This window comes from Brevundimonas sp. FG8, from assembly GCF_057808845.1.
On sequence record NZ_JBMDIU010000003.1, the window covers coordinates 245,164 to 269,232 of the forward strand.

Consider the following 24,069-nt stretch of genomic DNA (forward strand, 5'->3'; position numbering starts at 1 on the left):
GAGCCTTACTCCGCCGCCATCGCGACCGGGGCGATCCGCTGGGCGGACAGCTCGGCCATGGTCACGCTGGCGCGCGTGATCGGATTGTTCAGATAGGGGTCGCGCACCAGCGAGGCGAAGGCGACGTCGCCCAGATCGCCCTTCCTGCCCAGCGACGCCACGTCGAACGACGCGGGGGTCGGCAGGTAGTCGATGCGGCCGAAGGTCGGGTGATCCGCCATCAGCTTCGAACGCAGGGCGTCCAGGGTATCGTAAGGCAGCGTCTGCCCGACCAGGGCCGACAGGGCGCGCAGGATGGCCCAGTCTTCCTTGGCCTGTCCCTTCGGGAAGACGACGCGTTCCGCCATCTGCACCCGGCCCTCGGTGTTCACATACAGGCCCGACTTCTCGGTATAGGCCGAGCCCGGCAGGATCACGTCCGCGCCGTGCGCGCCGCGGTCGCCGTGCGAGCCCAGGTAGACGCGGAAGGCGTCCGAACCGCCCAGTTCGATCTCATCGGCGCCCAGCAGGAACAGCACGTCCAGCGCGCCCGGCTTGATCATGTCGAAGACGGACTTGCCGCCCTCGCCCGGGACGAAGCCCATGTCCAGACCGGCCACGCGCGACGCGGCCGTGTGCAGGACGTTGAAGCCGTTCCAGCCTTCGGTGACCACGCCGACCTTCCTGGCCAGCGCGCCCAAGGCGTTCAGCACGGCCGGGCCGGTCTCGCCGGTCAGGGCGCCGGAACCGACGATGATCGCCGGACGCTCGGCCTTGGTCAGGAAGTCGACGGCCGCCTTCGGCAGCTTGGCCAGCGTCTTCGATCCGGCGCCCAGCCAGTTGTAGTCGAACGTCAGGGCCGACTGTTCGCCGATCAGACCGATCTCGGTCTTGCCGGCCAGCCAGGCCTTGCGCAGGCGGGCGTTCAGCAGCGGAGCCTCGGTGCGCGGATTGGCGCCGACGATCAGGATCGCGTCAGCGTTTTCAATACCTTGCAGGCCGCTGTTGAACAGCCAGCCTTCACGCGGACCGTAGCCCAGCGCGGCGCCGTCCTGACGGCAGTCGGTGTTGGCCGAACCCAGCGCGCGGAACAGGTCCAGCGCCGCCTTCATCGATTCCGCATCCTGCAGGTCGCCGGCGACCACGCCGATGCGGTCCGCCGACGCCGCGTTCAGCTTGGCGGCCACGACGCCCAGGGCCTCGTCCCACGAGGCGGCGCGCAGACGGCCGTTCTCACGGACATACGGGCGGTCCAGACGCTGGCGTTGCAGACCGTCGACGGCATAGCGGCTGACGTCCGACAGCCACTCCTCGTTGATGCCTTCGTTCACGCGCGGCAGCACGCGCATCACTTCCGAGCCCTTGAAGTCGGCGCGGATGTTCGAGCCCAGCGCGTCCATGACGTCGATGGTCTCGGTCTTCTTCAGCTCCCACGGACGGTAGTGGTACTGCCACGGGCGGTGCGTCAGGGCGCCCACCGGGCACAGGTCGTTGACGTTGCCCGACAGCTCGCTGTCGATGTTCTTTTCCAGATAGGTGGTGATCTCGGCGTCCTCGCCGCGCGAGATCATGCCGATGTCGGGAACACCCGCCACCTCGGTGATGAAGCGGACACAACGGGTGCACTGGATGCACCGCGTCATGAAGGTCTTCACCGTCGGCCCCATGTTCTTTTCTTCGACCGCGCGCTTGTTCTCGGCATAGCGCGAGCCGTCACGGCCATAGCCGACAGCCTGGTCCTGCAGGTCGCACTCGCCGCCCTGATCGCAGATCGGGCAGTCCAGCGGGTGGTTGATGAGCAGGAACTCCATCACCCCTTCGCGGGCCTTCCTCACCATCGGCGTGTCGGTGAAGATTTCCTGGCCCTCGGCGGCCGGGAGCGCGCACGAAGCTTGCGGCTTCGGCGGTCCCGGCTTCACCTCGACAAGGCACATCCGGCAGTTGCCGGCGATGGACAGGCGCTCGTGATAGCAGAAGCGCGGGATCTCATGCCCGGCGCGCTCGGCGACCTGGAGCACGGTCATACCGGGCTCGAACTCGGTCTCTACGCCGTTGACTTTCGCGATGGGCATTACCCGCGACCTCTGCGTTTCTTGTACTTGAGCGGACCGGATCAGAACCAGGACTTGTTGCCGACGACGTAGTCGCGGTGGAAGTCCTCGTCCGACTTGATCAGGTAGATGATGAATTCGACGAAGGCGATGACGGCATTGATCAGGCCCGGCAGGATCAGCAGCCAGCCGACCGTGCCGCACACCAGCATGATGATGCCGGCGGTGGTCTTGCCGAGATAGAATTTGTGAACACCCAGCGTGCCCAGGAAGAAGGCCAGCAGGGCGGCGACGATCTTGTTCTTGTCGCTGCTCGACGCGACGCGTTGGGTCGAGGTCACATAGATGTTGGTGGCCACGCCGTCAGCGACCTCGAAGTCCACGTCCGAACCGGCCAGCGACGCGCCCGGCTCGCCCATCAGGCCGCCGCGCGTGAAGGTGTAACGGCCGCCGTCGTCGCCGCTGATCAGGCCCGAGCCGGTGTATTCGTCAAAGTTCAGAATCTTGCCGCGCATAGTCAAACTCCCCAGTTGAACAACTACGGACCGGCGATGTCGCCAGCCCCCCCGAAAACGTCTTCGCCACGGTCATTACGAACGCTCCGCGGCCAGTTCGACCGTCTGCGAGGCGGAGGTTCCGTCCGGCAGGGTCGTATTGATGGTGATGGCGTCGCCGTCCAGCACGAAGCGGGACACCGGGTCGCCGGACTGGTTCATCCAGCGATTGGACTCCACCGTCGGCGCATCGACCGGCTTCCACACGACGATGTCCCCGTCCACGCGGCATTGGCCCCGACGGCGTCCACCGTCGACCGGAGCGCGCCAGGACAGGTTCACCACCTCGCCCTCAAGCCCGTCGACCTCCATGGCCGAAACGTCCTGACCGTGGATCGCCGCCAGACCGGCGCGGCAGACGCGGCGCAGATCGGCGGCGTTCAGGGCGACAGGCGCGCTGACCTGCGCGTCAGAGACCGGAGCCTCGGCCGAGACCTTGTCCGCCGGGGTCGAGGCAGGCGCGTCCGTCCGCTCGCCGCAGGCGGCGAGGGTCAGAAGGGCCAGCATCGAAACGGCGGTCAGGCGCATCGTTACTCCGCGGCGATCGCATGGCCGGCGAAGTTCGCGCGGCGGCTGCGGTAGGTGGAGATGCGGTCCTCGATCTCATGGCGGAAGTGACGGATCAGGCCCTGAACCGGCCAGGCCGCCGCGTCGCCCAGGGCGCAGATCGTATGACCTTCGATCTGGGTCGAGACTTCCAGCAGCATGTCGATTTCGGACGGATCAGCCTCGCCGACCGCCATCCGCTCCAGCACGCGCCACATCCAGCCGGTGCCTTCGCGGCACGGCGTGCACTGGCCGCAGCTCTCGTGCTTGAAGAAGTAACTGATGCGGGCGATCGCCTTCACGATGTCCGTGGACTCGTCCATCACCGTGACGCCCGCGGTGCCCAGCGACGAGCGCAGCTCGCGCATCGAGTCGAAGTCCATCAGGGCGACTTCGGCCTGCTCACGGGTGATCACCGGGCAGGACGCGCCGCCGGGGATGATGGCTTTCAGATTACCCCAGCCGCCGCGAACGCCGCCACCGTGATCCTCGATCAGCTGACGCAGCGGGATCGACATGGCCTCTTCGACCACGCAGGGCGTGTTGATGTGTCCGGCCAGCGACATCAGCTTGGTGCCGGTGTTGTTCGGACGACCGAAGCTGGCGAACCAGTCCGCGCCGCGACGCAGGATGGTGCCGACCACGGCGATGGACTCGACGTTGTTCACGGTCGTCGGGCAGCCATACAGACCGGCGCCCGCCGGGAACGGCGGCTTCAGGCGCGGCTGGCCCTTCTTGCCTTCCAGCGACTCCAGCAGGGCGGTCTCTTCGCCGCAGATGTACGCGCCGGCGCCGTGGTGGATGTAGACGTCAAAGTCCCAGCCGTGGACGTTGTCCTTGCCGATCAGCTTCGCCTCATAGGCCTGCTTGACCGCGGCCTCCATGCGCTCGCGCTCCAGCACGTACTCGCCGCGCAGGTAGATGTAGCAGGCATGGGCCTGCATCGCGAAGCTGGCGATCAGGCAGCCTTCAATCAGCAGCTGCGGATCGTGGCGCATGATCTCGCGATCCTTGCAGGTCGCGGGTTCGGACTCGTCGGCGTTGACGACCAGGTAGTGAGGACGATCCTTCACTTCCTTGGGCATGAACGACCACTTCAGGCCGGTCGAGAAGCCGGCGCCGCCGCGTCCGCGCAGGCCCGAGTTCTTGACGTTCGTGATGATCCAGTCCCGACCGAGGTCGAGCATGTCCTTCGTCGCGTTCCACGCGCCGCGCTTCTTCGCGCCCTCAAGGCCCCAGTCCTGGAGACCATAGAGGTTGGTGAAGATGCGATCCTTGTCTTCGAGGATACCGACCATGGTTCCTAGAGTCCTTCCGCCAGACGGCGCTTGTGGTAGCGGGTACGCAGGTAGGTCGCGGCCAGGAACAGCACCCAGCCCGCGGCGACGAAGCCGTAGGCGACGAGCATCAGCGGCTGGATCGCCGGCAGGGCCTCATAGCGCGTGGCGATGACATAGCCGGCGCCGAGCAGGATCAGCACCAGACCGCCCAGACGGAGCGGACGACCCACGGCCTTGACCTCGGCGCGATAGGCCGCGCGGCCCTCTTCGGTGTCGAGGTCAGGCAGGCTCATGCCGTCACCGGCTTGCTGTTCGGCAGCGACTTGATCGGCTTGGCGGCCGAGCCGTCATACAGCTTCGGATCGGTCAGCGTACGCGCGCCGCCCTCGGGCTCCGAGGTGTGACGGCCGACGCGCGAGCCCGGCTTCGGCGTCTTGCCGGCGGCGAAGTCGTCGATGATCTGGGCCATGTTTTCCGGCGTCAGGTCTTCGAAATAGTAGTCGTTGATCGCGGCCATCGGGGCATTGGCGCAGGCGCCCATGCACTCGACCTCTTCCCAGGTGAAGCGACCATCGGCGCTCAGCGTCTGCTTCGGCCCGATCTTCTTCTTGCAGACGTCCATCAGATCATTGGCGCCGCGCAGCATGCACGGCGTCGTGCCGCACACCTGGATCAGGGCCGCCGAGCCGACCGGCTGCAGCATGAACATGGTGTAGAAGGTCGCGACCTCCAGCACCCGGATGAAGGGCATGCCCAGCAGTTCGGCGACGGCGCGGATGGCGGGTTCCGAGACCCAGCCTTCCTGCTTCTGGACCAGCCAGAGCACCGGGATCACCGCCGACTGGCGACGGTTCTCGGGATACTTCCTGATCCACCATTCAGCCTTGGCCTTCGTCGCCTTCGAGAAGGCGAACGAGTCAGGCTGTTCCTTGGCGAGACGACGAACGCTCATCGGTCCACTTCTCCGAAAACGATGTCGAGCGAGCCCAGGATGGCCGAGACGTCAGCCAGCTGGTGGTTACGGTTCATCCAGTCCATCGCCTGCAGGTGACGGAAGCCGGGCGCCGAGATCTTCACCCGGTAAGGTTTGTTCGTGCCGTCCGACACCAGATAGATGCCGAACTCGCCCTTCGGCGCCTCGACGGCGGCGTAGGCTTCGCCCTCCGGCGTCCGGAAGCCCTCGGTGTAGAGCTTGAAGTGGTGGATCAGCGCTTCCATCGAGCGCTTCATCTCACCGCGGCGCGGCGGGACAATCTTGTTGTCCTCCAGCATGACCGGCTCGCCGGGGCAGTTGCGCAGCTTGTGGATGCACTGCTCCATGATCCGCACCGACTGCTTCATCTCCTCGACGCGGCAGAGGTAGCGGTCCCAGCAGTCGCCGTTCTTGCCGACGGCGATGTCGAACTCGAGTTCCGCATAGCACTCATACGGCTGGGCCTTGCGCAGGTCCCACGGAATGTCCGAGCCGCGCAGCATCACGCCGGTGAAGCCCCAGTCTAGGGCCTGCTGCTTGGACACCACGCCGATGTCGACGTTGCGCTGTTTGAAGATGCGGTTCTCGGTGACGAGGCTCTCGATGTCCTTCAGGGCCGCCGGGAACTCGGCGCACCAGCGCCCGATGTCGTCGATCAGGGCGTTGGGCAGGTCCTGATGGACCCCGCCCGGACGGAAGTAGTTGGCGTGCAGACGGGCGCCGCAGGCGCGCTCGTAGAACACCATCAGCTTCTCGCGCTCTTCATGGCCCCACAGCGGAGGCGTCAGGGCGCCGACGTCCATGGCCTGCATGGTCGCGTTCAGCAGGTGGTTCCCGATCCGGCCGATCTCCGAATACAGCACGCGGATCAGCTGTGCCCGGTAAGGCACCTCGATGCCCAGCAGCTTCTCGATGGCCATGCAGAACGCATGTTCCTGGTTCATCGGCGCGACGTAGTCGAGGCGATCCAGATACGGCACGTTCTGAAGATAGGTCCGCGCCTCCATCAGCTTCTCGGTGCCGCGATGCAGCAGGCCGATGTGCGGATCGACACGAGTGACGATCTCGCCGTCCAGCTCCAGCACCAGACGCAGCACGCCGTGCGCGGCCGGGTGTTGCGGGCCGAAATTGATCGTGAACTTGCGGTCGTCCATCTCGCGGGCGTGCGCGGTCCGGCCGTCTTCCATGTCGTCGAAGACGTCGGTGGCGCCGATCGGAGCCGGAATGCTCGAACCTTCGGCCATCACTTCACCTTCTCGTCGCCCGGCAGGACCGGGGCGGGATACTCAGCGCCTTCCCAGGGCGACAGGAAGTCGAACTGGCGGAACTCCTGGGTCAGCTTGACGGGTTCGTAGATGACCCGCTTCTGCTCCTCGTCGTACCGCACCTCGACATAACCCGTCATCGGGAAGTCCTTGCGCAGCGGATGCCCCTGGAAACCGTAGTCGGTCAGGATGCGACGCAGGTCCGGGTGGCCCGAGAACAGCATGCCGTACATGTCGAACGCCTCGCGCTCGAACCAGTCGGCGTTCGGATAGACCGACACGGCGCTCGGCACCGGCTGGACCTCGTCCGTGGTCACCTTGACCCGCACGCGCGCGTTCCGCGTCAGCGACAGCAGGTGATAGACCACCTCGAACCGCTCCACGCGATCCGGGAAGTCCACGCCGCACAGGTCGATCAGCTGCTGGAAGCCGAAACGCTCCTTCAGCACCGACAGCACCTCGGCGATCTTCTCGCGCTCGGCCACCAGCGTCAGTTCGCCGAACGCCAGCTGCGCCTGCACGCCCAGCTCGGCCACCATCTCGGCGCCCAGCGGCGTCAGGGCGGCTTCCAGCGCCTGTTGCTTCACCAGAGAGGTCATCGTTCGATGGTCCCCGTGCGACGGATCTTCTTCTGCAGTTGCAGCAGACCGTACAGCAGCGCCTCCGCCGTCGGCGGGCACCCGGGCACATAGACGTCCACCGGAACCACCCGGTCACATCCGCGAACCACGCTGTAGCTATAGTGATAATAGCCGCCGCCGTTCGCGCAGCTGCCCATCGACACCACGTACCGCGGGTCGGGCATCTGGTCGTAAACCTTGCGCAGGGCCGGAGCCATCTTGTTGGTCAGTGTGCCGGCGACGATCATCAGATCCGACTGACGCGGGCTGGCGCGTGGGGCCATGCCGAAGCGCTCGACGTCGAAGCGCGGCATCGACATCTGGATCATCTCGACGGCGCAGCAGGCCAGACCGAACGTCATCCACATCAGCGAGCCGGTCCGGGCCCACTGGATCACGTCGTCCAGCGAGGTCGTCAGGAAGCCGCGCTCACCCAGTTCGGTGTTCACCGCCTCGAAGAATTTGTCGTGGATCGCGGGATCATAGCCCTCGACCATCGAACGGGCGCCCAGACCGTAGGCGACGGGCGACGACGCGCCCGGGCCCACCGGCGACGCGCCGGAGTTGCCCATGCCGATCAACGGCACGTTGTTGGTGGTCACTCCCATTCGAGCGCGCCCTTCTTCCATTCGTAGATGAAGCCGACGGTCAGAACGCCGAGGAAGACCATCATCGACCAGAAGGCGAACACCATGCCCGCTTGCGACAGGTCGAACATCGACACCGCCCACGGGAACAGGAAGGCCACTTCAAGATCGAAGATGATGAAGAGGATCGACACCAGATAGAACCGCACGTCGAACTTCATGCGCGCGTCGTCGAACGCGTTGAACCCGCACTCGTAAGCCGAAAGCTTCTCCGAGTCGGGGTTCGTGGGCGCCATGATCCAGGCGGCCAGCATGAAGACGAGACCGATCACCGCCGCGATCCCGAGAAAGATCACGATCGGCAGATATTCGAGAAGGAATGCATTCATCCGTAGGGACCTCGTCCGCCACAGAGGGAGGGGCGGATTCGGCGCTTTCTAGACCCGGATCGCCCGAGGTTCAAACCCATGCTGTGAAAGGATTTTCTTGAGAATGGTTCGCAGCTTTGCGGACAGTTGGTCGCACGTCGTTCCCCTTGCGCCGACAGCCCCCGTCGCGTCCCCTCGCGCCACGTAAACTTCAACGTCGAGGGGAGACGCGAATGGCCATTGGCGCGCGGGTTCTGAACACCGTGGAAAAGATCGGGAATCGCCTTCCCGACCCTGTCTTTCTGTTCCTCTGGCTGATCCTCGGCCTGATCGTTCTCAGCCTGATCGGCTCCGGTCTGGGCTGGTCGGCGGTCAATCCGGTCACCGGCGACACCCTCGCGGCCCAGAGCCTGCTGTCCGCCGAGAACCTCGAACGGCTCATTATAGGGATGCCCAAGACGCTGGCGGAGTTCCCGCCGCTGGGCATCGTGATCACCATCATCTACGGCGCCTCGGTCGCCGAGCGGTCCGGACTGTTCGCCACCGCCATTCGCGGCGCGCTGCTGAATGCGCCGAAGATGATCCTGACCCCCGTGGTCGTGATCGTCGGCATGATGTCCCACCACGCCTCGGACGCCTCCTATGTGGTCGTCATTCCCCTCGCCGCCGTCATCTTCGCCGCCGCGGGCCGCCACCCCCTCGCCGGTCTGGCCGCGGGCTTCGCCGCCGTCTCGGGTGGTTATGCGGGCAATCTCTTCCCCGGCGCCTCGGACGCCCTGATTCTGGGCATCACCGAGCCCGCCGCGCGCCTGATCGACCCGTCCTATTCGGTGAACATCGCCGGCAACTGGTTCTTCATCGTCGGCGTCGTGGTCGTCTTCACCCCCATCGTCTGGTTCCTGACAGACCGGATCATCGAGCCGCGTCTCGGCCAGTGGACACCCGCCTCGGCCAGGGACGCCCCGGCCGCCGACGAGAAGACGCCCCTCACCGCCCCCGAGAAGCGCGGACTGGCCTGGGCCGGTCTCGCCGTCCTGGGCATGATCGCCCTGTGGACCCTCGTCACCTTCCTTCCGGGCTCCCCCTTCGTCGATCTCGAGGCCGAGCCGGGGCAGGAGTACAATCCCCTCTATCGCTCCCTCGTCGCCTTCTTCGCCATCACGTTCTTCGTCGCGGGCGGCGCCTTCGGGGCAGGCGCGGGCTCGGTGAAGTCGCACCGCGACATGGTGCGCATGATGGTCGAGGGCCTGTCTCAGCTGGCGCCCTATATCGTGCTGGCCTTCTTCGCCGCCCACTTCGTCGCGATGTTCAACTGGTCGGGTCTGGGACCGATTCTGGCGGTCAACGCGGCGGCGGGCCTGCAGGACATCGCCCTGCCCACCCCTCTGCTGCTGATCACCGTCGTTCTGGTCTCCTGCTTCTTCGACCTGTTCATCGGCTCGGCCTCGGCCAAGTGGTCGGCGCTGGCGCCCATCGTGGTGCCGATGTTCATGCTGCTGGGAATCAGCCCGGAGATGACGACCGCCGCCTACCGGATGGGCGATTCCGTCACCAACATCGCCACGCCGCTGATGAGCTACTTCCCGCTCATCCTGACCTTCGCCCAGCGCTGGGACCCCAGATTCGGGCTCGGCTCCCTGATGTCGACCATGCTGCCCTACGCGGGGGCCTTCCTCGTCGCGGGCCTGCTGATGGTGGCCGCCTGGGTGGCGCTGGACCTGCCGCTGGGACCGGGCGTCGGCGTGCATTACGAGCCGCCCCCGCCCGCCGTGGCGATCCAGACCCCGGCGGAGGGCGGTCTGACGGGTCCGTCGGCCCCGCCGGAGGCCGCCGCCGTCGCCGGTCCGGGAGTGGAAAAACGCTGATCCGAATTTTTCCGCGAACGACCTGTTGACGCGCCCGGCGAGCCCGCCTAAACGACGCCCCTCGCCGCGGCGCACCAGCGCTTCGGCCGGGAAACGCGGGTGTAGCTCAGTTGGTTAGAGTGCCGGCCTGTCACGCCGGAGGTCGCGGGTTCGAGCCCCGTCACTCGCGCCACTTTCTTTGGAAGTGGCGCACCTCGTTTCTCTCCATTGTCTCTGACGATGACCACACGGCCGCTCCTCAGGGAGCGGCCGTTTGTGTTTCCGGGCCTGCCTCCCGAAGTCCGCGAGCCCGCACTGAACTCCGGACAAAGAAAAACGCGGACACCGTCCGGCGTCCGCGTTCTGATGTTCAGAATGATCCGGCCTTACCGGCGGCCCGTTGACCACCTTGTCCAGAGCCGCGTGATCACACCGACAAAGGCTTCCGGACGTTTGCCATCAAGCTGACCAGCATCACCGGGCCGCCTCGATTTCCGGGGCACAGGCGCCGTCACCAGCCCAGAAGATGGGGCGTCGGGCAGACGCTGTGCCGAACCGGGTTTCAATCGCCTCTCTCTGACGATCATTTGGAGCATCGTAACGGTCCAAACCCCGGACGCCGGCCTGTTCAAGCACGCTGCGGGGGAACCAGACGGCGTGGTAATCGACCGTCGTGATGACACGCCGCAGTGTCGGCTCGTCCGGCACTACGGTGTGGCGGGGGTTCTGTAGTCGGTTGGCGCATTGAAACAGCCAAGGCTGGATGCCGGCTGCGACGAGCGCGCTTGACAAGGCCTCAGCTTCACCTTGGCCATAAGCCATTTCTTCTTCGGTGAATTCACTTCGGTGGGCGTCCATCCACGCCCAGGCGCTGATCGGGTTGCTATGGAAGGTTACCGCGGCAAAACCGTCGACGAGCCGGTCAGGAGCCATGACCCACACCAAAGCGCACCCGGACGCACACTCCCCCGTGACCCGCACCCGTGCGCCGCTGGACCTTACGACCTCAGCGAACCGCAAGGATGCGCGAAAGTCGCCACCCAAGCTCTGCATATCCAGAATAGTGCCCGGCCGCTGAAGCAGCCGGGCAACGCGATCGACGTTCTCGTCATCGATCTCTTGGTGAAACATAACATAGTCAACCGGCCGGATCGTGGCGTCCCTGATGAATACATCCTGGGATTCTGGTGTTGGGACGCCCCAGTTGAGAGAAGTGATCGCGGCGAGTTCAAGCAGCATGATGGGCTCCAGGCTCCGCAACTTCCGTCACCTGACCTTCTTCGAGCATACGCAAACTCCCAAGGTTCAGACGAGATCGGCCCCGCCCCTCGCCACCGGAAAGACACTTAACCCCAAAGCTGTCTGGTGAACACGACTCGCCGTCCACGCGAATTTGTGTGTCTGGTAGCCTACGGGCCGCGCCCCGCGGCCTTGTTCAGGGGAAAGCGCCCTGCTCGCGCCGCGCCGACGACTTCCAGAACAGCCCACACGGCTCCAGCGTGCCGATCAGCGTCCGCGATCTGGGTCGGGACCAATGGGAGATGACCCGTACTGAGACCGCGAACAACAAAAAACGCGGACGCCCTTCAACGTCCGCGTTTCAATGTTTCAGCCCTGACTGTCGGCCGAGCCTACTGGCGGCCCGCGACCAGCACGTTCTGGACACGGCGGCCCAGCGGGTCGCGCGAGTGCCAGGTGTCACCCACATCCGCGTCGATCATCTCCTGGCAGAAGCTGTCGATCCACAGGAAGCGCGGACGGATGTTGTTCAGGCAGACGCGGCTGCCCTGCACGCGCCAACGGCCCGTCAGGTTCGTACCGTCCGACCAGCGCGAGCGGTAGGAACCGTCGGCGTCGAAGTAATGTTTGACCCAACCACCGTCCGCATAGCGGGACAGCACAGTGTTGCCGAATGCGGCGTTCATGTCGGCCTGGCCCGGCGTAGCCGCCAGACACACGACAGCAATCGTCGCTGCAGCAAGCGTGCGAAGCATGCTGGATACCCTCTCAAAGACCCTTCCCGGGCGGACTATTAACAGCCTGTAACGCAATGCCAACCCCCGATCCGCGCGACACGAATAGTTGACTATGGCGCAGGGGCTTCTATATGCGGCCAACGTTACGGGACAGGACTGGCGAATTCGCGCCGCCCGCTCGCCCACGGCACAGGGCGGTTCCGAGACATCGCACGACGACCCGATGCGCGGGACGTCCTTCCATAGTCCCAAGGACCCATGACTGAATTTTCGCAACTGGGCCTCTCGCCCACGACCCTGCAAGCGGTCGCCGATACCGGCTATACGACCGCCACCCCCATTCAGGCCGCCGCCATTCCGGTGGCCCTCGCCGGGCGCGACGTGCTCGGCATCGCCCAGACCGGCACCGGCAAGACCGCCGCCTTCACCCTGCCCCTGATCGACCGGCTGCAGTCGGGCCGCGCCCGCGCCCGCATGCCCCGCGCCCTGGTGCTGGCCCCGACCCGCGAACTGGCGGACCAGGTCGCCGAAAGCTTCGCCAAATACGCCAAGGGCACCAAGCTGAACTGGGTGCTGCTGATCGGCGGCGTCTCCATGGGCGACCAGGTCGCCGCCCTGAACAAGGGCGTGGACGTGCTGATCGCCACCCCGGGCCGCCTGATCGACCTGTTCGAGCGCGGCAAGATGCTGCTGACCGGCGTGGAGCTGATGGTCATCGACGAAGCCGACCGCATGCTGGACATGGGCTTCATCCCGGACATCGAGAAAATCTTCAAACTGACGCCGCCCAAGCGCCAGACCCTGTTCTTCTCGGCCACCATGCCGCCGGAAATCACCCGCCTGACCACGCAGTTCCTCAAGGATCCGACCCGGATCGAGGCCTCGCGTCCGGCCATGACCGCCGACACCATCACCCAGTATATCGTCCGCATCCCGACCTCGGACCCCAAGGCCAAACGCACCGCCCTGCGCGCCCTGGTGGGCCGCGAGGACGTGAAGAACGGCATCGTCTTCTGTAACCGCAAGTCGGAAGTCGACATCGTCGCCAAGTCGCTGAAGACCCACGGCTTCGACGCCGCTCCGATCCACGGCGATCTGGACCAGTCGCTGCGCATGAAGACCCTGGCGGACTTCCGTTCGGGCGCGCTGAAGATTCTGGTCGCCTCCGACGTCGCCGCGCGCGGCCTCGACATCCCGGACGTCAGCCACGTCTTCAACTACGACGTCTCGCACCACGCCGACGACTATGTGCACCGCATCGGCCGCACCGGTCGGGCCGGCAAGCTGGGGCAGGCTTTCATGATCGTCACCCCGGCCGACGACAAGGCGTTGGACAAGGTGCTGAAGCTGATCAAGAAGGACCCGGAAGAACTGGTCCTGGACGGCATCGACTTCGCCGCCATCAAGGACGGTCCGCGTCGCGATAGCGGACGCGACGGCGGTCGCGGCGAAAAGCGCGCCCGCAGCCGTGGCGACCGCCCGGCCCGCGCGCCCCGTCACGAGGATGCCGCGCCCGAGGCCCTCGGCGAACAGCCCGCGACCGAAGTCGCTCCGGCGCCCGTCGCCGACGAGGCCGCCGCACCCGCCCGCCGGACGCGCAGCCGTCGCGGCGCCAAGCCCGCCGTGGACACTCCGGTCGAAGCCGCTCCGGTGGCCGAAACCGTCGTCGTCGATCCGGTCGAGGTCGAGGCCTCCGTTGAGTCGCCCGCCCCGCGCGAGCCGCGCCGTGAACGCGGCCGGGGTCGTGACCGGGAGCGCAACGCCGAATCGCGCGAAGCCGCCGCTCCGGAGGCGCCCCGCTCAGGCAATGGCCGCCCGTTCGGTGATGCCGAAATCCCCGCCTTCCTGCGCCGTCCGGTGACGATCAGGGGCTGAGCTTTTCCGCCGAACGGCGGTTACGCTTAACCCCTCGTTACCTGTCTTCGGTCTAGCGTTTCGCCCGCGTCGCTCGTCAGGAGCGATACGCATCGGGGAAGAATTCCGCATGACCTTGCCGGTCGAAACCACGCTTCGGAGTCCCGAAGCCTACGGGCTGTCGCGTCGGGTGATCGACGAGATGGAGACCGCGGGCGTCTGGCCGACCCCGCTCAATTTCGAGCTCTGGCTTCACTATCTCGGCGACCCGGATAGCGCTCTGGGTCGCGAGATGCAGCGCATGCTGGGCGCCCGGGAGCCCTTCACCGAGGCCGTGGCCGACATGTTGGCCGCCGAGTACCTGCCGCGCGGCCGCCTGACCGAGGAAATCCGTGACGCCGGTCGCGTGCTCGACCGCGAGCTGTCCAGCGTCGCCGACGCCATTTCGCGCGCCCACAAGTCCCAGTCCGCCTACGGCCAGACGCTGGACAAGGCCGCCACCAGCATCGAGACCGCCGGTGACGGCGCGGCCCTGAAGACCATCGTCGGCGGCCTGACCACCGCCACCCGCCGCATCCAGCGCGAGAACGAGACGCTGGAGAAGAAGCTGGACGCCTCCACCCGCGAGGTCGCCCGTCTGCGCGAACATCTGGAACAGGTCCGTCGCGATGCGATGACCGACGCCCTGACCAATCTGGCCAACCGCAAGGCCTTCGACGAGCACCTGATCGCCGCCTGCGAACAGGCCGAGGCCACCGGCGAACCGCTGGTGCTGGCCGTGCTCGATGTCGATCACTTCAAGCGCTTCAACGACACCTGGGGCCACCAGACCGGCGATCAGGTCCTGCGCTATGTCGCCAGCGTCATCGGTCGTTTCGGTCAGGCGCCCCGCGTCGCCGCCCGCTACGGCGGCGAGGAGTTCGCCCTGATCTTCCCGCGCGAGGATGCCCGCCAGGTCACCATCGCGCTGGAGGCTATCCGCAAGGAGATCGCCTCGCGCTCGCTGCGTCGTCGCTCGACCAATGACGAACTGGGCGCCGTGACCATCTCCGCCGGCTTCGCCGTGCGCCAGCCGGGCGACACTCACACCAGCCTGCTGGAACGCGCCGACAGCGCCCTGTACGCCTCCAAGCGGGCGGGCCGGAACCGCGTCACCTCGGCCGAAGCTCTTGAGCAGGCAGCCTGATCGCTTGGCCCGTCGCCAGATCGCGGCATAGTAAATCCATGCGCAGCTTCGCCTTCGCGATCGCCTACTGGTCGCTGTCCATCCTCTACACCCTCGCCGCCTGCGTCGCGGCGCTGGCTCCGGGGCGCAAGGCGACCGGCTGGATCATCCGCCGCTACGTCCGGCGCATGGTCTGGGCCATGCGTGTGCTTGCCGGCATCCGTATCCGTTACCGGGGCGAGGACCGCCTGCCGCAGGGCGCCTTCATCATCGCCTCCAAGCATCAGAGCTGGGGCGACGGCTTCGCCACCTACGACCGCTTCCACGACCTCGCCTTCGTCACCGGCGACCATCTGGAGAAGTTTCCGCTGCTGGGCACGGTCCTGCGCAAGCTGGGCGCCATCGTGGTCAACAGCTGCGGCGGCCGTGAAGCCCGCGACGCCCTGAAACACCGCGCCGCCGACGCCCATGCCGAGGGCCGCAAGATCCTCATCTACCCGGAGGGCCATCTGGCAAGGATCGGCGAGAAATACCGCTATCGCTCGGGCGTCTGGCACATGTACCGCGACTTCAACATGCCGGTCGTGCCGCTGGCCACCAACCTGGGCCTGTTCTGGTCACAGGAGGCGTTCAAAAAGACGGCGGGCACAGCCACGCTGGAGTTCCTCGACCCCATCCCCGTCGGCCTGCCCAAGGACGAGTTCCTCGCCCGGCTGGAGGCCGCCGTCGAAGGCCGCACCGCAGAACTGATCGCGGAGGCGACGGGCGCACCGGTCACAGCGGCGGTGCAGGTTGAAGCGCCGGACAAAACCCGGAAAGTCAGGGATTAGGGACTGGGGATTAGGGATTAGGTTGTCTGGGCGCACGTCAGCCGTCGGTGCGACCGTCGAACCGCCTAATCCCTAATCCCTAATCCCCAGTCCCTAATCCCTCCTAAGCCGCCGGAATCACCGCCCCATCATACTTCCGCGCGATGAAGTCCTTCACCGCCTGACTGCGCAGGGCGCGGGCCAGCGCCTGCACGCGCGGGTCGTTCTGGTTGTCAGGGCGGGCCACCAGATAGTTGATGTAGGGACTGTCCGCGCCTTCCAGCGACAGGGCGTCGGTGCGCGGCTTCAGGCCCGCGTCGAGGGCGTAGTTGGTGTTGATCACCGCCGCATCAACCTGCGGCAGGATGCGCGGGATGGTCGCCGCCTCAACCTCGCGGAACACGAAGCCCTTGGGGTTGCCGGTGATGTCGCGCACCGTCTGCAACGGGTTCTGGCCGTCCCGCAGGGTGATCAGCCCCGCCGCCTGAAGCAGCAGCAGCGAACGCCCCGTGTTCGACGCATCGTTCGGCAGCACGATCTGCGCGCCGTTGGGCAGGGCCGCCAGCGCGTTATGCTTCTTCGAATACAGCCCCAGCGGCTCGACGTGCACGCCCGCCACCGTGATCAGATTGGTCCCGCGCGCGGCGTTGAATTCGTCCAGATACGGCTTGGTCTGGAAGTAGTTCACGTCCAGCCGGCTTTCGGCCAGCTGCACGTTCGGCTGAACGTAGTCGTTGAACACCTTGATCTCGATCGGCACGCCCTCGGCGGCGAGGATCGGCTTCACGACCTCCAGGATTTCGGCGTGCGGCACGGCGGTCGCGCCGACGATCAGGGCGCCGCCCTCCCCGCGTTTCTCACCCCCCGCGCCACAGGCAGCGAGCGTCAGCAGGGCGGCGGCGGAGAGCAGGAGCGAACGACGGATCATGGCTTGAGCCTTCCGGGGGAGCGATCAGCGGTGGGAGACGGCGGTGACCAGACGGTCGCCGATCATCTGAAGGATTTGAACCAGCACCAGCAGCAGGACGACGGTCACGACCATGACGTCCGTCTGGAAGCGCTGATAGCCGAAACGCACGGCCAGGTCGCCCAGACCACCGGCCCCGACGACCCCCGCCATGGCGGTGTAGCTGACCAGGGCGATGGCGGTGACGGTAGCACCGGCGATGACGCCCGGCAGCGCCTCGGGCAGCAGGGCGCGCGTCACGATCTGGAAGGTGGAGCCGCCCATGGCCTGCGTGGCCTCGACAACGCCCTTGTCCACCTCGCGCAGGGCCGTCTCGACCAGTCGCGCATAGAAGGGCGCCGCGCCGACGACCAGCGGCGGGATGGCCCCGGCCACGCCCAGCGACGTCCCGACCAGCAGCACCGTCACCGGCAGCATTACGATCAGCAGGATGATGAAGGGCACCGAGCGCAGCACGTTCACGACGAACGACAGCACGGCGTTCAGCACCGGATTGGCCGCCAGCCGCCCCTTGCCCGACAGATACAGCAGCACGCCCAACGGCACGCCCAGCACCACCGTCAGCACAAGCGATCCGCCCAGCATCAGCAGGGTGTCCAGACCGGCGCGGGCGATCTCGCCCCAATCGACATTGTCGAACATCAGGCGGCCTCCACCCTGACGCCACGGTCGGTCAGTTGCGCCATCGCGGCACCGGCGTCGCCGCCGGTGAAGGCCACGACCAGCTGGCCGTAGGGCTCGCCCCGGATACGGCTGATCCGGCCCGACAGGATCGAATAGTCCACGCCCACCGAGCGCGCGACGCGGCTCAGCTCGGGCTCATAGGTCGAGGCGCCGCGGAAGGTCAGCCTGGCCAGCTTCGCGCCCGCCGGCACGACAGAGGCGTCGAACGCCTCCTCGCCCTCGGCCAGCATGGCCTGCGTCACCGGGTGCTGGGGATGCAGGAAGACGTCCGCCGTCGCGCCCTGCTCCACGATACGGCCGTCCTTCAGCACGGCCACGCGGTCACAGACCCGACGCACCACCTCCATCTGGTGGGTGATCAGAACGATGGTCAGCCCCAGTTCCCGGTTCAGCTGATCCAGCAGGGTCAGAATGTCCTCGGTCGTCTCCGGGTCCAGCGCGCTGGTCGCCTCGTCGCACAGCAGGACCGAAGGCCCACAGGCCAGCGCCCGGGCGATGCCCACCCGCTGCTTCTGCCCGCCCGACAGTTGGGCCGGATGCTTGCTGGCGTGTTCCGAAAGGCCCAACCGCTCCAGCAGCTCGACCACGCGGGCCTTCACCTCGGCCTCGGGTCGTCCTTCCAGACGCAGCGGGAAGGCCACGTTGTCGAAGATGGTCTTGGCGTTCAGCAGGTTGAAATGCTGGAAGATCATGCCGATCCGGCGGCGCGCGGCGCGCAGCTCGCCCGGGTTCAGGGCGGTGATCTCCTGCCCGTCCACGAACACCTTGCCGGCGTCCGGCGTCTCCAGACGGTTGATGGTGCGGATCAGGGTCGACTTGCCGGCGCCCGAGCGGCCGACCACGCCGAAGACCTCGCCCTTGGCGATCTCCAGATCCGCGCTGTCCAGCGCCACGCGCTCGCCCGCCGCGCTGCGATAGCGACGGGTCACCCCTTCAAGGCGGATCATGTCAGTCGGCCTTCAGCGGGGTGATGGTGACGCTCTCGCCACAACCACAGGCGTCCGTCTGGTTCGGATTCCGGAACACGAATTTCGACGCCAGCTTGGTCGTCTCGAAATCGATCTCCGACCCGATCAGGTACAGCACCGCCTTGCCTTCGATCACGACGGTCGCGCCCTTGTCGGTCACCACCTCATCCAGAGGGCCGACCTCCTCGGCGAAGCCGAAGGTGTATTCCTGCCCGGCGCAGCCGCCGTTCTTGATCCCGACCCGCAGGCCCTTCACCGGCTTGTCGGCGGTCAGTTCAATCACGCGCGCGGCGGCGGCGTCCGTCAGGGTGACGATCGCGGGGCGCGGGCGGCGCGGACGGGGCGTGGCTTGCAGTTCGCTCATCCCGGTCCTCAGAACATATTGAGCGCGAGCTTGGCTTCGTCGCTCATCTTGGAGGGGTCCCACGGCGGGTCGAACACGATCTCGGCACGGGCCGAACGGATGCCCTCAACCTTCATCACCGCCTGTTCGACCCAGATCGGCATTTCCCCGGCCACCGGACAGCCCGGCGCGGTCAGGGTCATCTCGACCGCCACATCGCGCTCGTCCGACAGGTCGACCTTGTAGATCAGGCCCAGCTCATAGATGTCGACCGGGATTTCCGGGTCGTACACCGACTTCAGCGCCTCGATGATGCCGTCGGTCAGATGGTCGAGTTCCTGCTGGCTGATCTTGCCGGACTCGACAGCAGCCGCGCGACCGCCGTCATCGTCCTGTTCGACGGCAGGGGCTTCAGCAGGGGTCGTCTGGTCGGTCATGCAAAGAACTCACGCGCCTTGATCAGGGCGTCGGCGAAGGCGTCGGCGTCCTCAAGGGTGTTATATAGGGCGAAGCTGGCCCGCGCGCTCGACGTCAGGCCAAATCGTTTGGCCAGCGGCTCCGCGCAGTGCAGTCCGGCCCGCACGGCCACGCCGTAACGGTCCATCACTTGGGCGATGTCATGGGCGTGGGCGCCCTCGACGGTGAAGGTCAGGATCGCGCCCTTCCCCTCCGCCTCGCCGATGACCTTCAGCCAGTTCACGCCGTCCAGCCGCGCGCGGGCGTGGGCGTACAGCGCGCGCTCATGGGCGTCGATGGCGGCCTTGTCGTACTGGTTCAGCCACTCGATGGCCGCGCCCAGACCGATGGCCTCCAGGATCGGCGGCGTGCCCGCCTCGAACCGGTGCGGCGGCTTCGCGTAGGTCACGCGCTCCATCTCGACCGTCTCGATCATTTCGCCGCCACCCTGATAGGGCGGCAGGGCGTCCAGCGCGGCTGTCGTGCCGTACAGGACGCCGATGCCGGTCGGGCCATACAGCTTGTGGCCGGTAAAGGCGTAGAAGTCGCAGCCGATGGCCTGAACGTCCGGCAGGCCGTGCACCGCCCCCTGACAACCGTCGATCAGCACCTTGGCGCCGACCGCGTGGGCCATGCGGGTGATCTCGACCACCGGGTTGATGGTGCCCAGCACGTTCGACATGTGGGTCACCGCGACGATCTTCGTCTTCGGCCCCAGCAGGTCTGCATAGGCCGCCATGTCCAGCGACCCGTCGTCCAGCAGCGGGATCCACTTCAGCACCGCCCCGCGCCGCTCGCGCAGCAGGTGCCAGGGGACGATGTTGGAGTGGTGCTCCATCTGGGTGACGATGATCTCGTCGCCCGGCTGGATAGACAGGCCGAGGCCGTTAGCGACCAGATTGATCGCCTCGGTCCCGCCCTTGGTCCAGACGATGTTGTCCGGGCTCTCGGCGTTCAGGAACCGCGCCACGCTTTCGCGCGCCGCCTCAAAGGCTTCGGTCGTCTCATTCGCCAGCGTGTGCAGGCCGCGATGGACGTTGGCGTAGCTGCCCTCCATCGCCGCCGTCAGGGCGTCGATCACCGCCTGCGGCTTCTGCGCCGAGGCGGCCGAGTCCAGATAGACCAGCGGCTTGCCGTTCACCGTCCGCGACAGGATCGGGAACTGCGCGCGCGCGGCGTAGGGATCAAAGGTTCTCACAGTCGATCCGTCAGCCATGCCTTCGCCACCTCTCTCGCGCCCTCGTGCGCGATGCGGTCCACGACCTCGATCAGGAAGGCCTCGACCAGCAGGGCGCGGGCCTCATCGGCCGGAATGCCCCGTTGCTGCATGTAGAACAGGGCCGCCTCGTCCAGATTGCCGACGGTGTTCCCGTGCGCGCACTGGACGTCGTCGGCGTAGATGATCAGCTCCGGCTTGGCGTCGATCTCCCCGCGCTCGCCGAGGATCAGCGCATGATGCTGCATCCGGGCGTCCGTGCCGTCGGCCCCGCGCTCGACGATGATCTTGCCCTGGAAGACGCCGCGCGCCGTGTCGCGCACCACGCCCTTGGTCATCTGGCTGGTCAGGCCGTCGGCGGCGACGTGATCCACCACAGTGGTCAGGTCCGCATGCCGCTCGCCCGACAGAGCATAGGCGCCGTCCAGACGCACGTCGGCGCCCTGCGCGAAATGCAGCAGCTGGGTCTCGATCCGTTGCAGCTTCGATCCGGTCGTCAGCACGGTCTGGCGATAGACGCCGCCCGCCTCGACCCGCACCTCGGCCTGGGTCACCGAAATGGCGTCCGCCGGCTCCTCGATCAGCACCACCCGGATCACCTCGGCCCCGCGCGCCACGTCCAGCTCCAGCCGGTTGTGCGCCACATAGGCCGAGCCGGTCCCCTCATGGGTCTCCAGCAGCAGCAGCTTCGCCCCGGCCCGCGCCGAGATACGCGCCGTCGCCGCATGGCCGGTGCTGTCAGCCTTGGACACATAGCGCAGGCGCAGGGTCTGCTGGCCCGCCGCCATCAGCGTATCCACGCCCACGGCCCGACCGTTGACGAACACCACGGCGTCGCCGCCCAGCGCCTCGAACGGTCCGCCGCCCGCGACGGGCAGCGCCGCCGACGGCGACGGCGCGGGCGCCTCGCGCAGGTATTTCCGAAGGTCCGAGTATTTCCACGCCTCGACCCGCCGCGACGGGAAGCTGGACGCGTCCTTCAGATCAATGAGCGGAAGCGCGTTCACGCCGCTTCCGCCACGTATTTGTCATAGCCTTCGGCCTCGAGCTGAAGCGCCAGCTCCGGGCCGCCCGAGGCGACGATGCGGCCGGCGGCCAGCACGTGCACCCGGTCGGGTTTGATGTAGTCCAGCAGGCGCTGGTAGTGGGTGATCACCAGCATCGACCGCTCCGGCGAACGCAGGGCGTTCACCCCCTCCGACACGATGCGCAGGGCGTCGATGTCCAGACCCGAGTCCGTCTCGTCGAGGATCAGCAGCGACGGCTCCAGCAGGGCCATCTGCAGGATCTCCATCCGCTTCTTCTCACCGCCCGAGAAGCCGACGTTCAAGGGCCTCTTGAGCATCTCGAAGTCCATCTTCAGCGCCTGCGACGCCGCCTTGACCAGCTTCAGGAAGGCGGGGGCCGAGACCTCCTCCTCGCCGCGCGCGCGCTTCTGGGCGTTCAGGGCCGTGCGGATGAAGGTCATCGCCGGCACGCCGGGGATCTCCAGCGGATACTGGAACGACAGGAAGACGCCCTTGGCCGCGCGTTCGGCGGGGTCGAGTCCCAGCAGATCGTCGCCGTTCCACTGGACCGCGCCCTCGGTCGCCTCATAACCCGGCCGGCCCGACAGGGCGTAGCCCAGCGTCGACTTGCCCGCCCCGTTCGGCCCCATGACGGCGTGCACCTCGCCCGCCGGCACTTCGAGCGTCAGCCCCTTGAGGATCGGCTTCTCGCCGACGGTGACGTGGAGGTTGGAGATGGAGAGCATTACTTCTTTTCTTTCAGGTCCTTATGGTACTCTTCCTGAAGAACTGTACCCATGGTGCCGAACTCGTCGTGGATGGTGTCTCGATCCTGCGGGAACGCGTCATAGAGCTCCCATCCAATGGCCGTGATGGCGCTCTTTAGCGCCGCCTCGCGAAAATAAATGTCATCCGTCATGCCGGAGACAGTTTGGGCAAATTGAGCCGCAAGTTCCCTGATCTGGGTCGATGCGTTCTCAATGCTGGTCGGCGTGTCAACCATCGTCATTCTCCGTTGGAAGGTGTTCGCTGGGCATCATATCTGATGAGGTAACGGCGTTTCGGGATCTTCGCCCGCAATCCACAACTACTAGCCCACGCTCCCTTCCAGACTGATCGCCACCAGCTTCTGAGCCTCCACCGCGAACTCCATCGGCAGTTGCTGCAGCACGTCGCGCACGAAGCCGTTGACCAGCAGGGCCACCGCCTCTTCCTGCGACAGCCCGCGCTGCTGGGCATAGAATATCTGGTCGTCGCTCAGCCGCGTCGTCGTCGCCTCATGCTCCAGCTGGGCCGAGCCGTTGCGGGCCTCGATGTAGGGGATGGTGTGCGAGCCGCACTCCTTGCCGATCAGCAGGCTGTCGCACTGGGTGAAGTTGCGCACGCCCGTCGCCTTGGCGTGCACCGACACCTGTCCGCGATAGGTCGAGTCCGACTTCCCGGCCGACACCGCCTTGGCGATGATCCGCGACTTCGAGTTCTTGCCCAGATGGATCATCTTGGTGCCGGTGTCGGCCTGCTGATGTCCGTTGGTGATGGCGATCGAGTAGAACTCGCCCGAGCTTTCCTCGCCCTTCAGGATGCAGGACGGGTATTTCCAGGTGACGGCCGAACCGGTCTCCACCTGCGTCCACGACACCTTCGACCGGTCGCCGCGGCAGTCCGCGCGCTTGGTCACGAAGTTGTAGATGCCGCCCTTGCCCTCGGCGTCGCCCGGGTACCAGTTCTGGACTGTCGAGTATTTCACCTCGGCGTCGTCCAGCGCCACGATCTCGACCACCGCCGCATGCAGCTGGTTCTCGTCGCGCATCGGCGCCGTGCAGCCTTCCAGATAGGAAACGTAGCTGCCCTTGTCGGCGATGATCAGGGTCCGCTCGAACTGGCCGGTCTGGCTGGCGTTGATGCGGAAATAGGTCGACAGCTCCATCGGGCATTTCACGCCCGGCGGGATGTAAACGAACGACCCGTCGCTGAAGACCGCGCTGTTCAGCGCGGCGAAATAGTTGTCCGACACCGGCACGACCGAGCCCAGGTACTGACGCACCAGCTCAGGATGTTCGCGCAAGGCCTCGGAAATCGGCATGAAGATGACGCCGACCTTGGCCAGCTCGGCCTTGAAGGTCGTGACCACCGAGACGCTGTCGAACACGGCGTCCACCGCCACCCTGGGCGCGCCCTGCACGCCTGCCAGCACTTCCTGCTCCTTCAGCGGGATGCCCAGCTTGGCGTAGACTTCCAGCAGTTCCGGATCGACCTCGTCGAGGGACTTCGGCCCCTCCTTCTTCACCGGCGCCGCGTAATAATACAGGTCCTGATAGTCGACCGGCTCATACTTCACAGCGGCCCAGGTCGGCTCCTCCATGGCCTGCCAGCGCTCGAAGGCGGCCAGCCGCCATTCCAGCATCCACTCCGGCTCGCCCTTCTTCTCGGAGATGAAGCGCACGATGTCGGCGTTCAGCCCCTTGGGCGCGAACTCCTGTTCGATGTCCGAGGTGAAGCCGTGCTCGTATTTCTCGAGAGCGGCGACGGCGTCGATTGTTTCCTGAACGGCGGCCAT

26 protein-coding genes and 1 tRNA gene are annotated in these 24,069 nt (G+C 66.3%); 5 read left to right on the forward strand and 22 right to left on the reverse strand.

The window, feature by feature from the left end:
* Positions 1–5 precede the first annotated feature (5 nt).
* The 10 genes from nuoG to ACODRV_RS07495 form a co-directional block, all read right to left on the reverse strand.
* Entirely contained in the window at positions 6–2,051 is a 2,046-nt protein-coding gene (gene nuoG, locus ACODRV_RS07450; RefSeq protein WP_488907895.1) for an NADH-quinone oxidoreductase subunit NuoG, read from the reverse strand.
* A 41-nt stretch (positions 2,052–2,092) separates the two neighbouring features.
* Positions 2,093–2,545 (reverse strand): TM2 domain-containing protein, encoded by a 453-nt coding sequence (locus ACODRV_RS07455; RefSeq protein ID WP_141626499.1) that lies wholly within the window; start codon positions 2,543–2,545, stop codon positions 2,093–2,095.
* Positions 2,546–2,620: 75 nt separating this feature from the next.
* Positions 2,621–3,112: a hypothetical protein gene (locus ACODRV_RS07460; RefSeq protein WP_488907896.1), complete on the reverse strand. Its 492-nt coding sequence runs from the start codon at positions 3,110–3,112 to the stop codon at positions 2,621–2,623.
* A gap of 2 nt (positions 3,113–3,114) precedes the next feature.
* Positions 3,115–4,428, reverse strand: coding sequence for an NADH-quinone oxidoreductase subunit NuoF (gene nuoF / locus ACODRV_RS07465; protein WP_141626497.1), 1,314 nt, complete (start codon positions 4,426–4,428; stop codon positions 3,115–3,117).
* Between the two features lie 5 nt (positions 4,429–4,433).
* Positions 4,434–4,703 (reverse strand): hypothetical protein, encoded by a 270-nt coding sequence (locus ACODRV_RS07470; RefSeq protein ID WP_141626496.1) that lies wholly within the window; start codon positions 4,701–4,703, stop codon positions 4,434–4,436.
* The gene (gene nuoE / locus ACODRV_RS07475) at positions 4,700–5,362 is read right to left on the reverse strand and encodes an NADH-quinone oxidoreductase subunit NuoE (protein ID WP_488907897.1); all 663 of its coding nucleotides are present in this window, start codon (positions 5,360–5,362) and stop codon (positions 4,700–4,702) included. The genes ACODRV_RS07470 and nuoE overlap by 4 nt, the downstream gene beginning before the upstream one ends.
* Positions 5,359–6,627, reverse strand: coding sequence for an NADH-quinone oxidoreductase subunit D (locus ACODRV_RS07480; protein WP_141626494.1), 1,269 nt, complete (start codon positions 6,625–6,627; stop codon positions 5,359–5,361). Before ACODRV_RS07480 ends, nuoE begins: the two co-directional genes overlap by 4 nt.
* Positions 6,627–7,220, reverse strand: coding sequence for an NADH-quinone oxidoreductase subunit C (locus ACODRV_RS07485; RefSeq protein ID WP_240811798.1), 594 nt, complete (start codon positions 7,218–7,220; stop codon positions 6,627–6,629). The genes ACODRV_RS07480 and ACODRV_RS07485 overlap by 1 nt, the downstream gene beginning before the upstream one ends.
* 23 nt (positions 7,221–7,243) lie before the next feature.
* Complete coding sequence (locus tag ACODRV_RS07490; protein ID WP_370451048.1) at positions 7,244–7,897, reverse strand: NuoB/complex I 20 kDa subunit family protein; 654 nt, start codon at positions 7,895–7,897, stop codon at positions 7,244–7,246.
* Positions 7,867–8,244, reverse strand: coding sequence for an NADH-quinone oxidoreductase subunit A (locus ACODRV_RS07495; RefSeq protein WP_141626492.1), 378 nt, complete (start codon positions 8,242–8,244; stop codon positions 7,867–7,869). Before ACODRV_RS07495 ends, ACODRV_RS07490 begins: the two co-directional genes overlap by 31 nt.
* A gap of 212 nt (positions 8,245–8,456) precedes the next feature.
* On the opposite strand from ACODRV_RS07495, the gene ACODRV_RS07500 reads away from it, so the two are divergent.
* Positions 8,457–10,088, forward strand: coding sequence for an AbgT family transporter (locus ACODRV_RS07500; RefSeq protein ID WP_141626491.1), 1,632 nt, complete (start codon positions 8,457–8,459; stop codon positions 10,086–10,088).
* A 95-nt stretch (positions 10,089–10,183) separates the two neighbouring features.
* Positions 10,184–10,260 (forward strand) — tRNA-Asp (locus tag ACODRV_RS07505).
* A 281-nt stretch (positions 10,261–10,541) separates the two neighbouring features.
* Here ACODRV_RS07505 and ACODRV_RS07510 read toward each other — a convergent pair.
* Both ACODRV_RS07510 and ACODRV_RS07515 read right to left on the reverse strand, forming a co-directional pair.
* The gene (locus ACODRV_RS07510; protein ID WP_488907898.1) at positions 10,542–11,306 is read right to left on the reverse strand and encodes a hypothetical protein; all 765 of its coding nucleotides are present in this window, start codon (positions 11,304–11,306) and stop codon (positions 10,542–10,544) included.
* 392 nt (positions 11,307–11,698) lie between these two features.
* A complete protein-coding gene (locus ACODRV_RS07515; RefSeq protein ID WP_141626488.1) occupies positions 11,699–12,061 on the reverse strand; it encodes a hypothetical protein in 363 nt (120 codons plus the stop codon).
* A gap of 240 nt (positions 12,062–12,301) precedes the next feature.
* Between ACODRV_RS07515 and ACODRV_RS07520 the strand changes: the two genes are divergently transcribed.
* The 3 genes from ACODRV_RS07520 (at position 12,302) to ACODRV_RS07530 (ending at position 15,892) form a co-directional block, all read left to right on the forward strand.
* Complete coding sequence (locus tag ACODRV_RS07520) at positions 12,302–13,918, forward strand: DEAD/DEAH box helicase (protein ID WP_488907899.1); 1,617 nt, start codon at positions 12,302–12,304, stop codon at positions 13,916–13,918.
* A gap of 109 nt (positions 13,919–14,027) precedes the next feature.
* Positions 14,028–15,083, forward strand: a complete 1,056-nt coding sequence (locus tag ACODRV_RS07525) for a GGDEF domain-containing protein (RefSeq protein WP_488907900.1) — start codon at positions 14,028–14,030, stop codon at positions 15,081–15,083.
* 38 nt (positions 15,084–15,121) lie between these two features.
* Positions 15,122–15,892, forward strand: coding sequence for a lysophospholipid acyltransferase family protein (locus ACODRV_RS07530; protein WP_488907901.1), 771 nt, complete (start codon positions 15,122–15,124; stop codon positions 15,890–15,892).
* A gap of 103 nt (positions 15,893–15,995) precedes the next feature.
* Here ACODRV_RS07530 and ACODRV_RS07535 read toward each other — a convergent pair whose 3' ends face one another.
* The 10 genes from ACODRV_RS07535 to sufB all read right to left on the reverse strand — a co-directional run bounded on the left by ACODRV_RS07535 (position 15,996) and on the right by sufB (position 24,069).
* A complete protein-coding gene (locus ACODRV_RS07535; RefSeq protein WP_141626484.1) occupies positions 15,996–16,799 on the reverse strand; it encodes a MetQ/NlpA family ABC transporter substrate-binding protein in 804 nt (267 codons plus the stop codon).
* Positions 16,800–16,823: 24 nt separating this feature from the next.
* A complete protein-coding gene (locus ACODRV_RS07540; protein WP_141626483.1) occupies positions 16,824–17,480 on the reverse strand; it encodes a methionine ABC transporter permease in 657 nt (218 codons plus the stop codon).
* Positions 17,480–18,469, reverse strand: coding sequence for a methionine ABC transporter ATP-binding protein (locus ACODRV_RS07545; RefSeq protein ID WP_488907902.1), 990 nt, complete (start codon positions 18,467–18,469; stop codon positions 17,480–17,482). Before ACODRV_RS07545 ends, ACODRV_RS07540 begins: the two co-directional genes overlap by 1 nt.
* 1 nt (position 18,470) lies before the next feature.
* Positions 18,471–18,854 (reverse strand): HesB/IscA family protein, encoded by a 384-nt coding sequence (locus ACODRV_RS07550; RefSeq protein WP_488907903.1) that lies wholly within the window; start codon positions 18,852–18,854, stop codon positions 18,471–18,473.
* An 8-nt stretch (positions 18,855–18,862) separates the two neighbouring features.
* Positions 18,863–19,270 (reverse strand): SUF system Fe-S cluster assembly protein, encoded by a 408-nt coding sequence (locus ACODRV_RS07555; RefSeq protein ID WP_141626480.1) that lies wholly within the window; start codon positions 19,268–19,270, stop codon positions 18,863–18,865.
* Positions 19,267–20,505 carry an aminotransferase class V-fold PLP-dependent enzyme gene (locus ACODRV_RS07560; RefSeq protein WP_488907904.1) on the reverse strand — a complete coding sequence of 413 codons (1,239 nt, stop codon included), beginning with the start codon at positions 20,503–20,505 and terminating at the stop codon, positions 19,267–19,269. The genes ACODRV_RS07555 and ACODRV_RS07560 overlap by 4 nt, the downstream gene beginning before the upstream one ends.
* On the reverse strand, positions 20,484–21,512 hold the full coding sequence (sufD, locus tag ACODRV_RS07565; protein ID WP_488907905.1) for a Fe-S cluster assembly protein SufD: 1,029 nt from the start codon (positions 21,510–21,512) through the stop codon (positions 20,484–20,486). Before sufD ends, ACODRV_RS07560 begins: the two co-directional genes overlap by 22 nt.
* Positions 21,509–22,258 (reverse strand): Fe-S cluster assembly ATPase SufC, encoded by a 750-nt coding sequence (sufC, locus tag ACODRV_RS07570; protein WP_488907906.1) that lies wholly within the window; start codon positions 22,256–22,258, stop codon positions 21,509–21,511. The genes sufD and sufC overlap by 4 nt, the downstream gene beginning before the upstream one ends.
* Complete coding sequence (locus ACODRV_RS07575; RefSeq protein ID WP_488907907.1) at positions 22,258–22,515, reverse strand: hypothetical protein; 258 nt, start codon at positions 22,513–22,515, stop codon at positions 22,258–22,260. Before ACODRV_RS07575 ends, sufC begins: the two co-directional genes overlap by 1 nt.
* A gap of 87 nt (positions 22,516–22,602) precedes the next feature.
* Positions 22,603–24,069, reverse strand: coding sequence for a Fe-S cluster assembly protein SufB (sufB, locus tag ACODRV_RS07580; protein ID WP_488907908.1), 1,467 nt, complete (start codon positions 24,067–24,069; stop codon positions 22,603–22,605).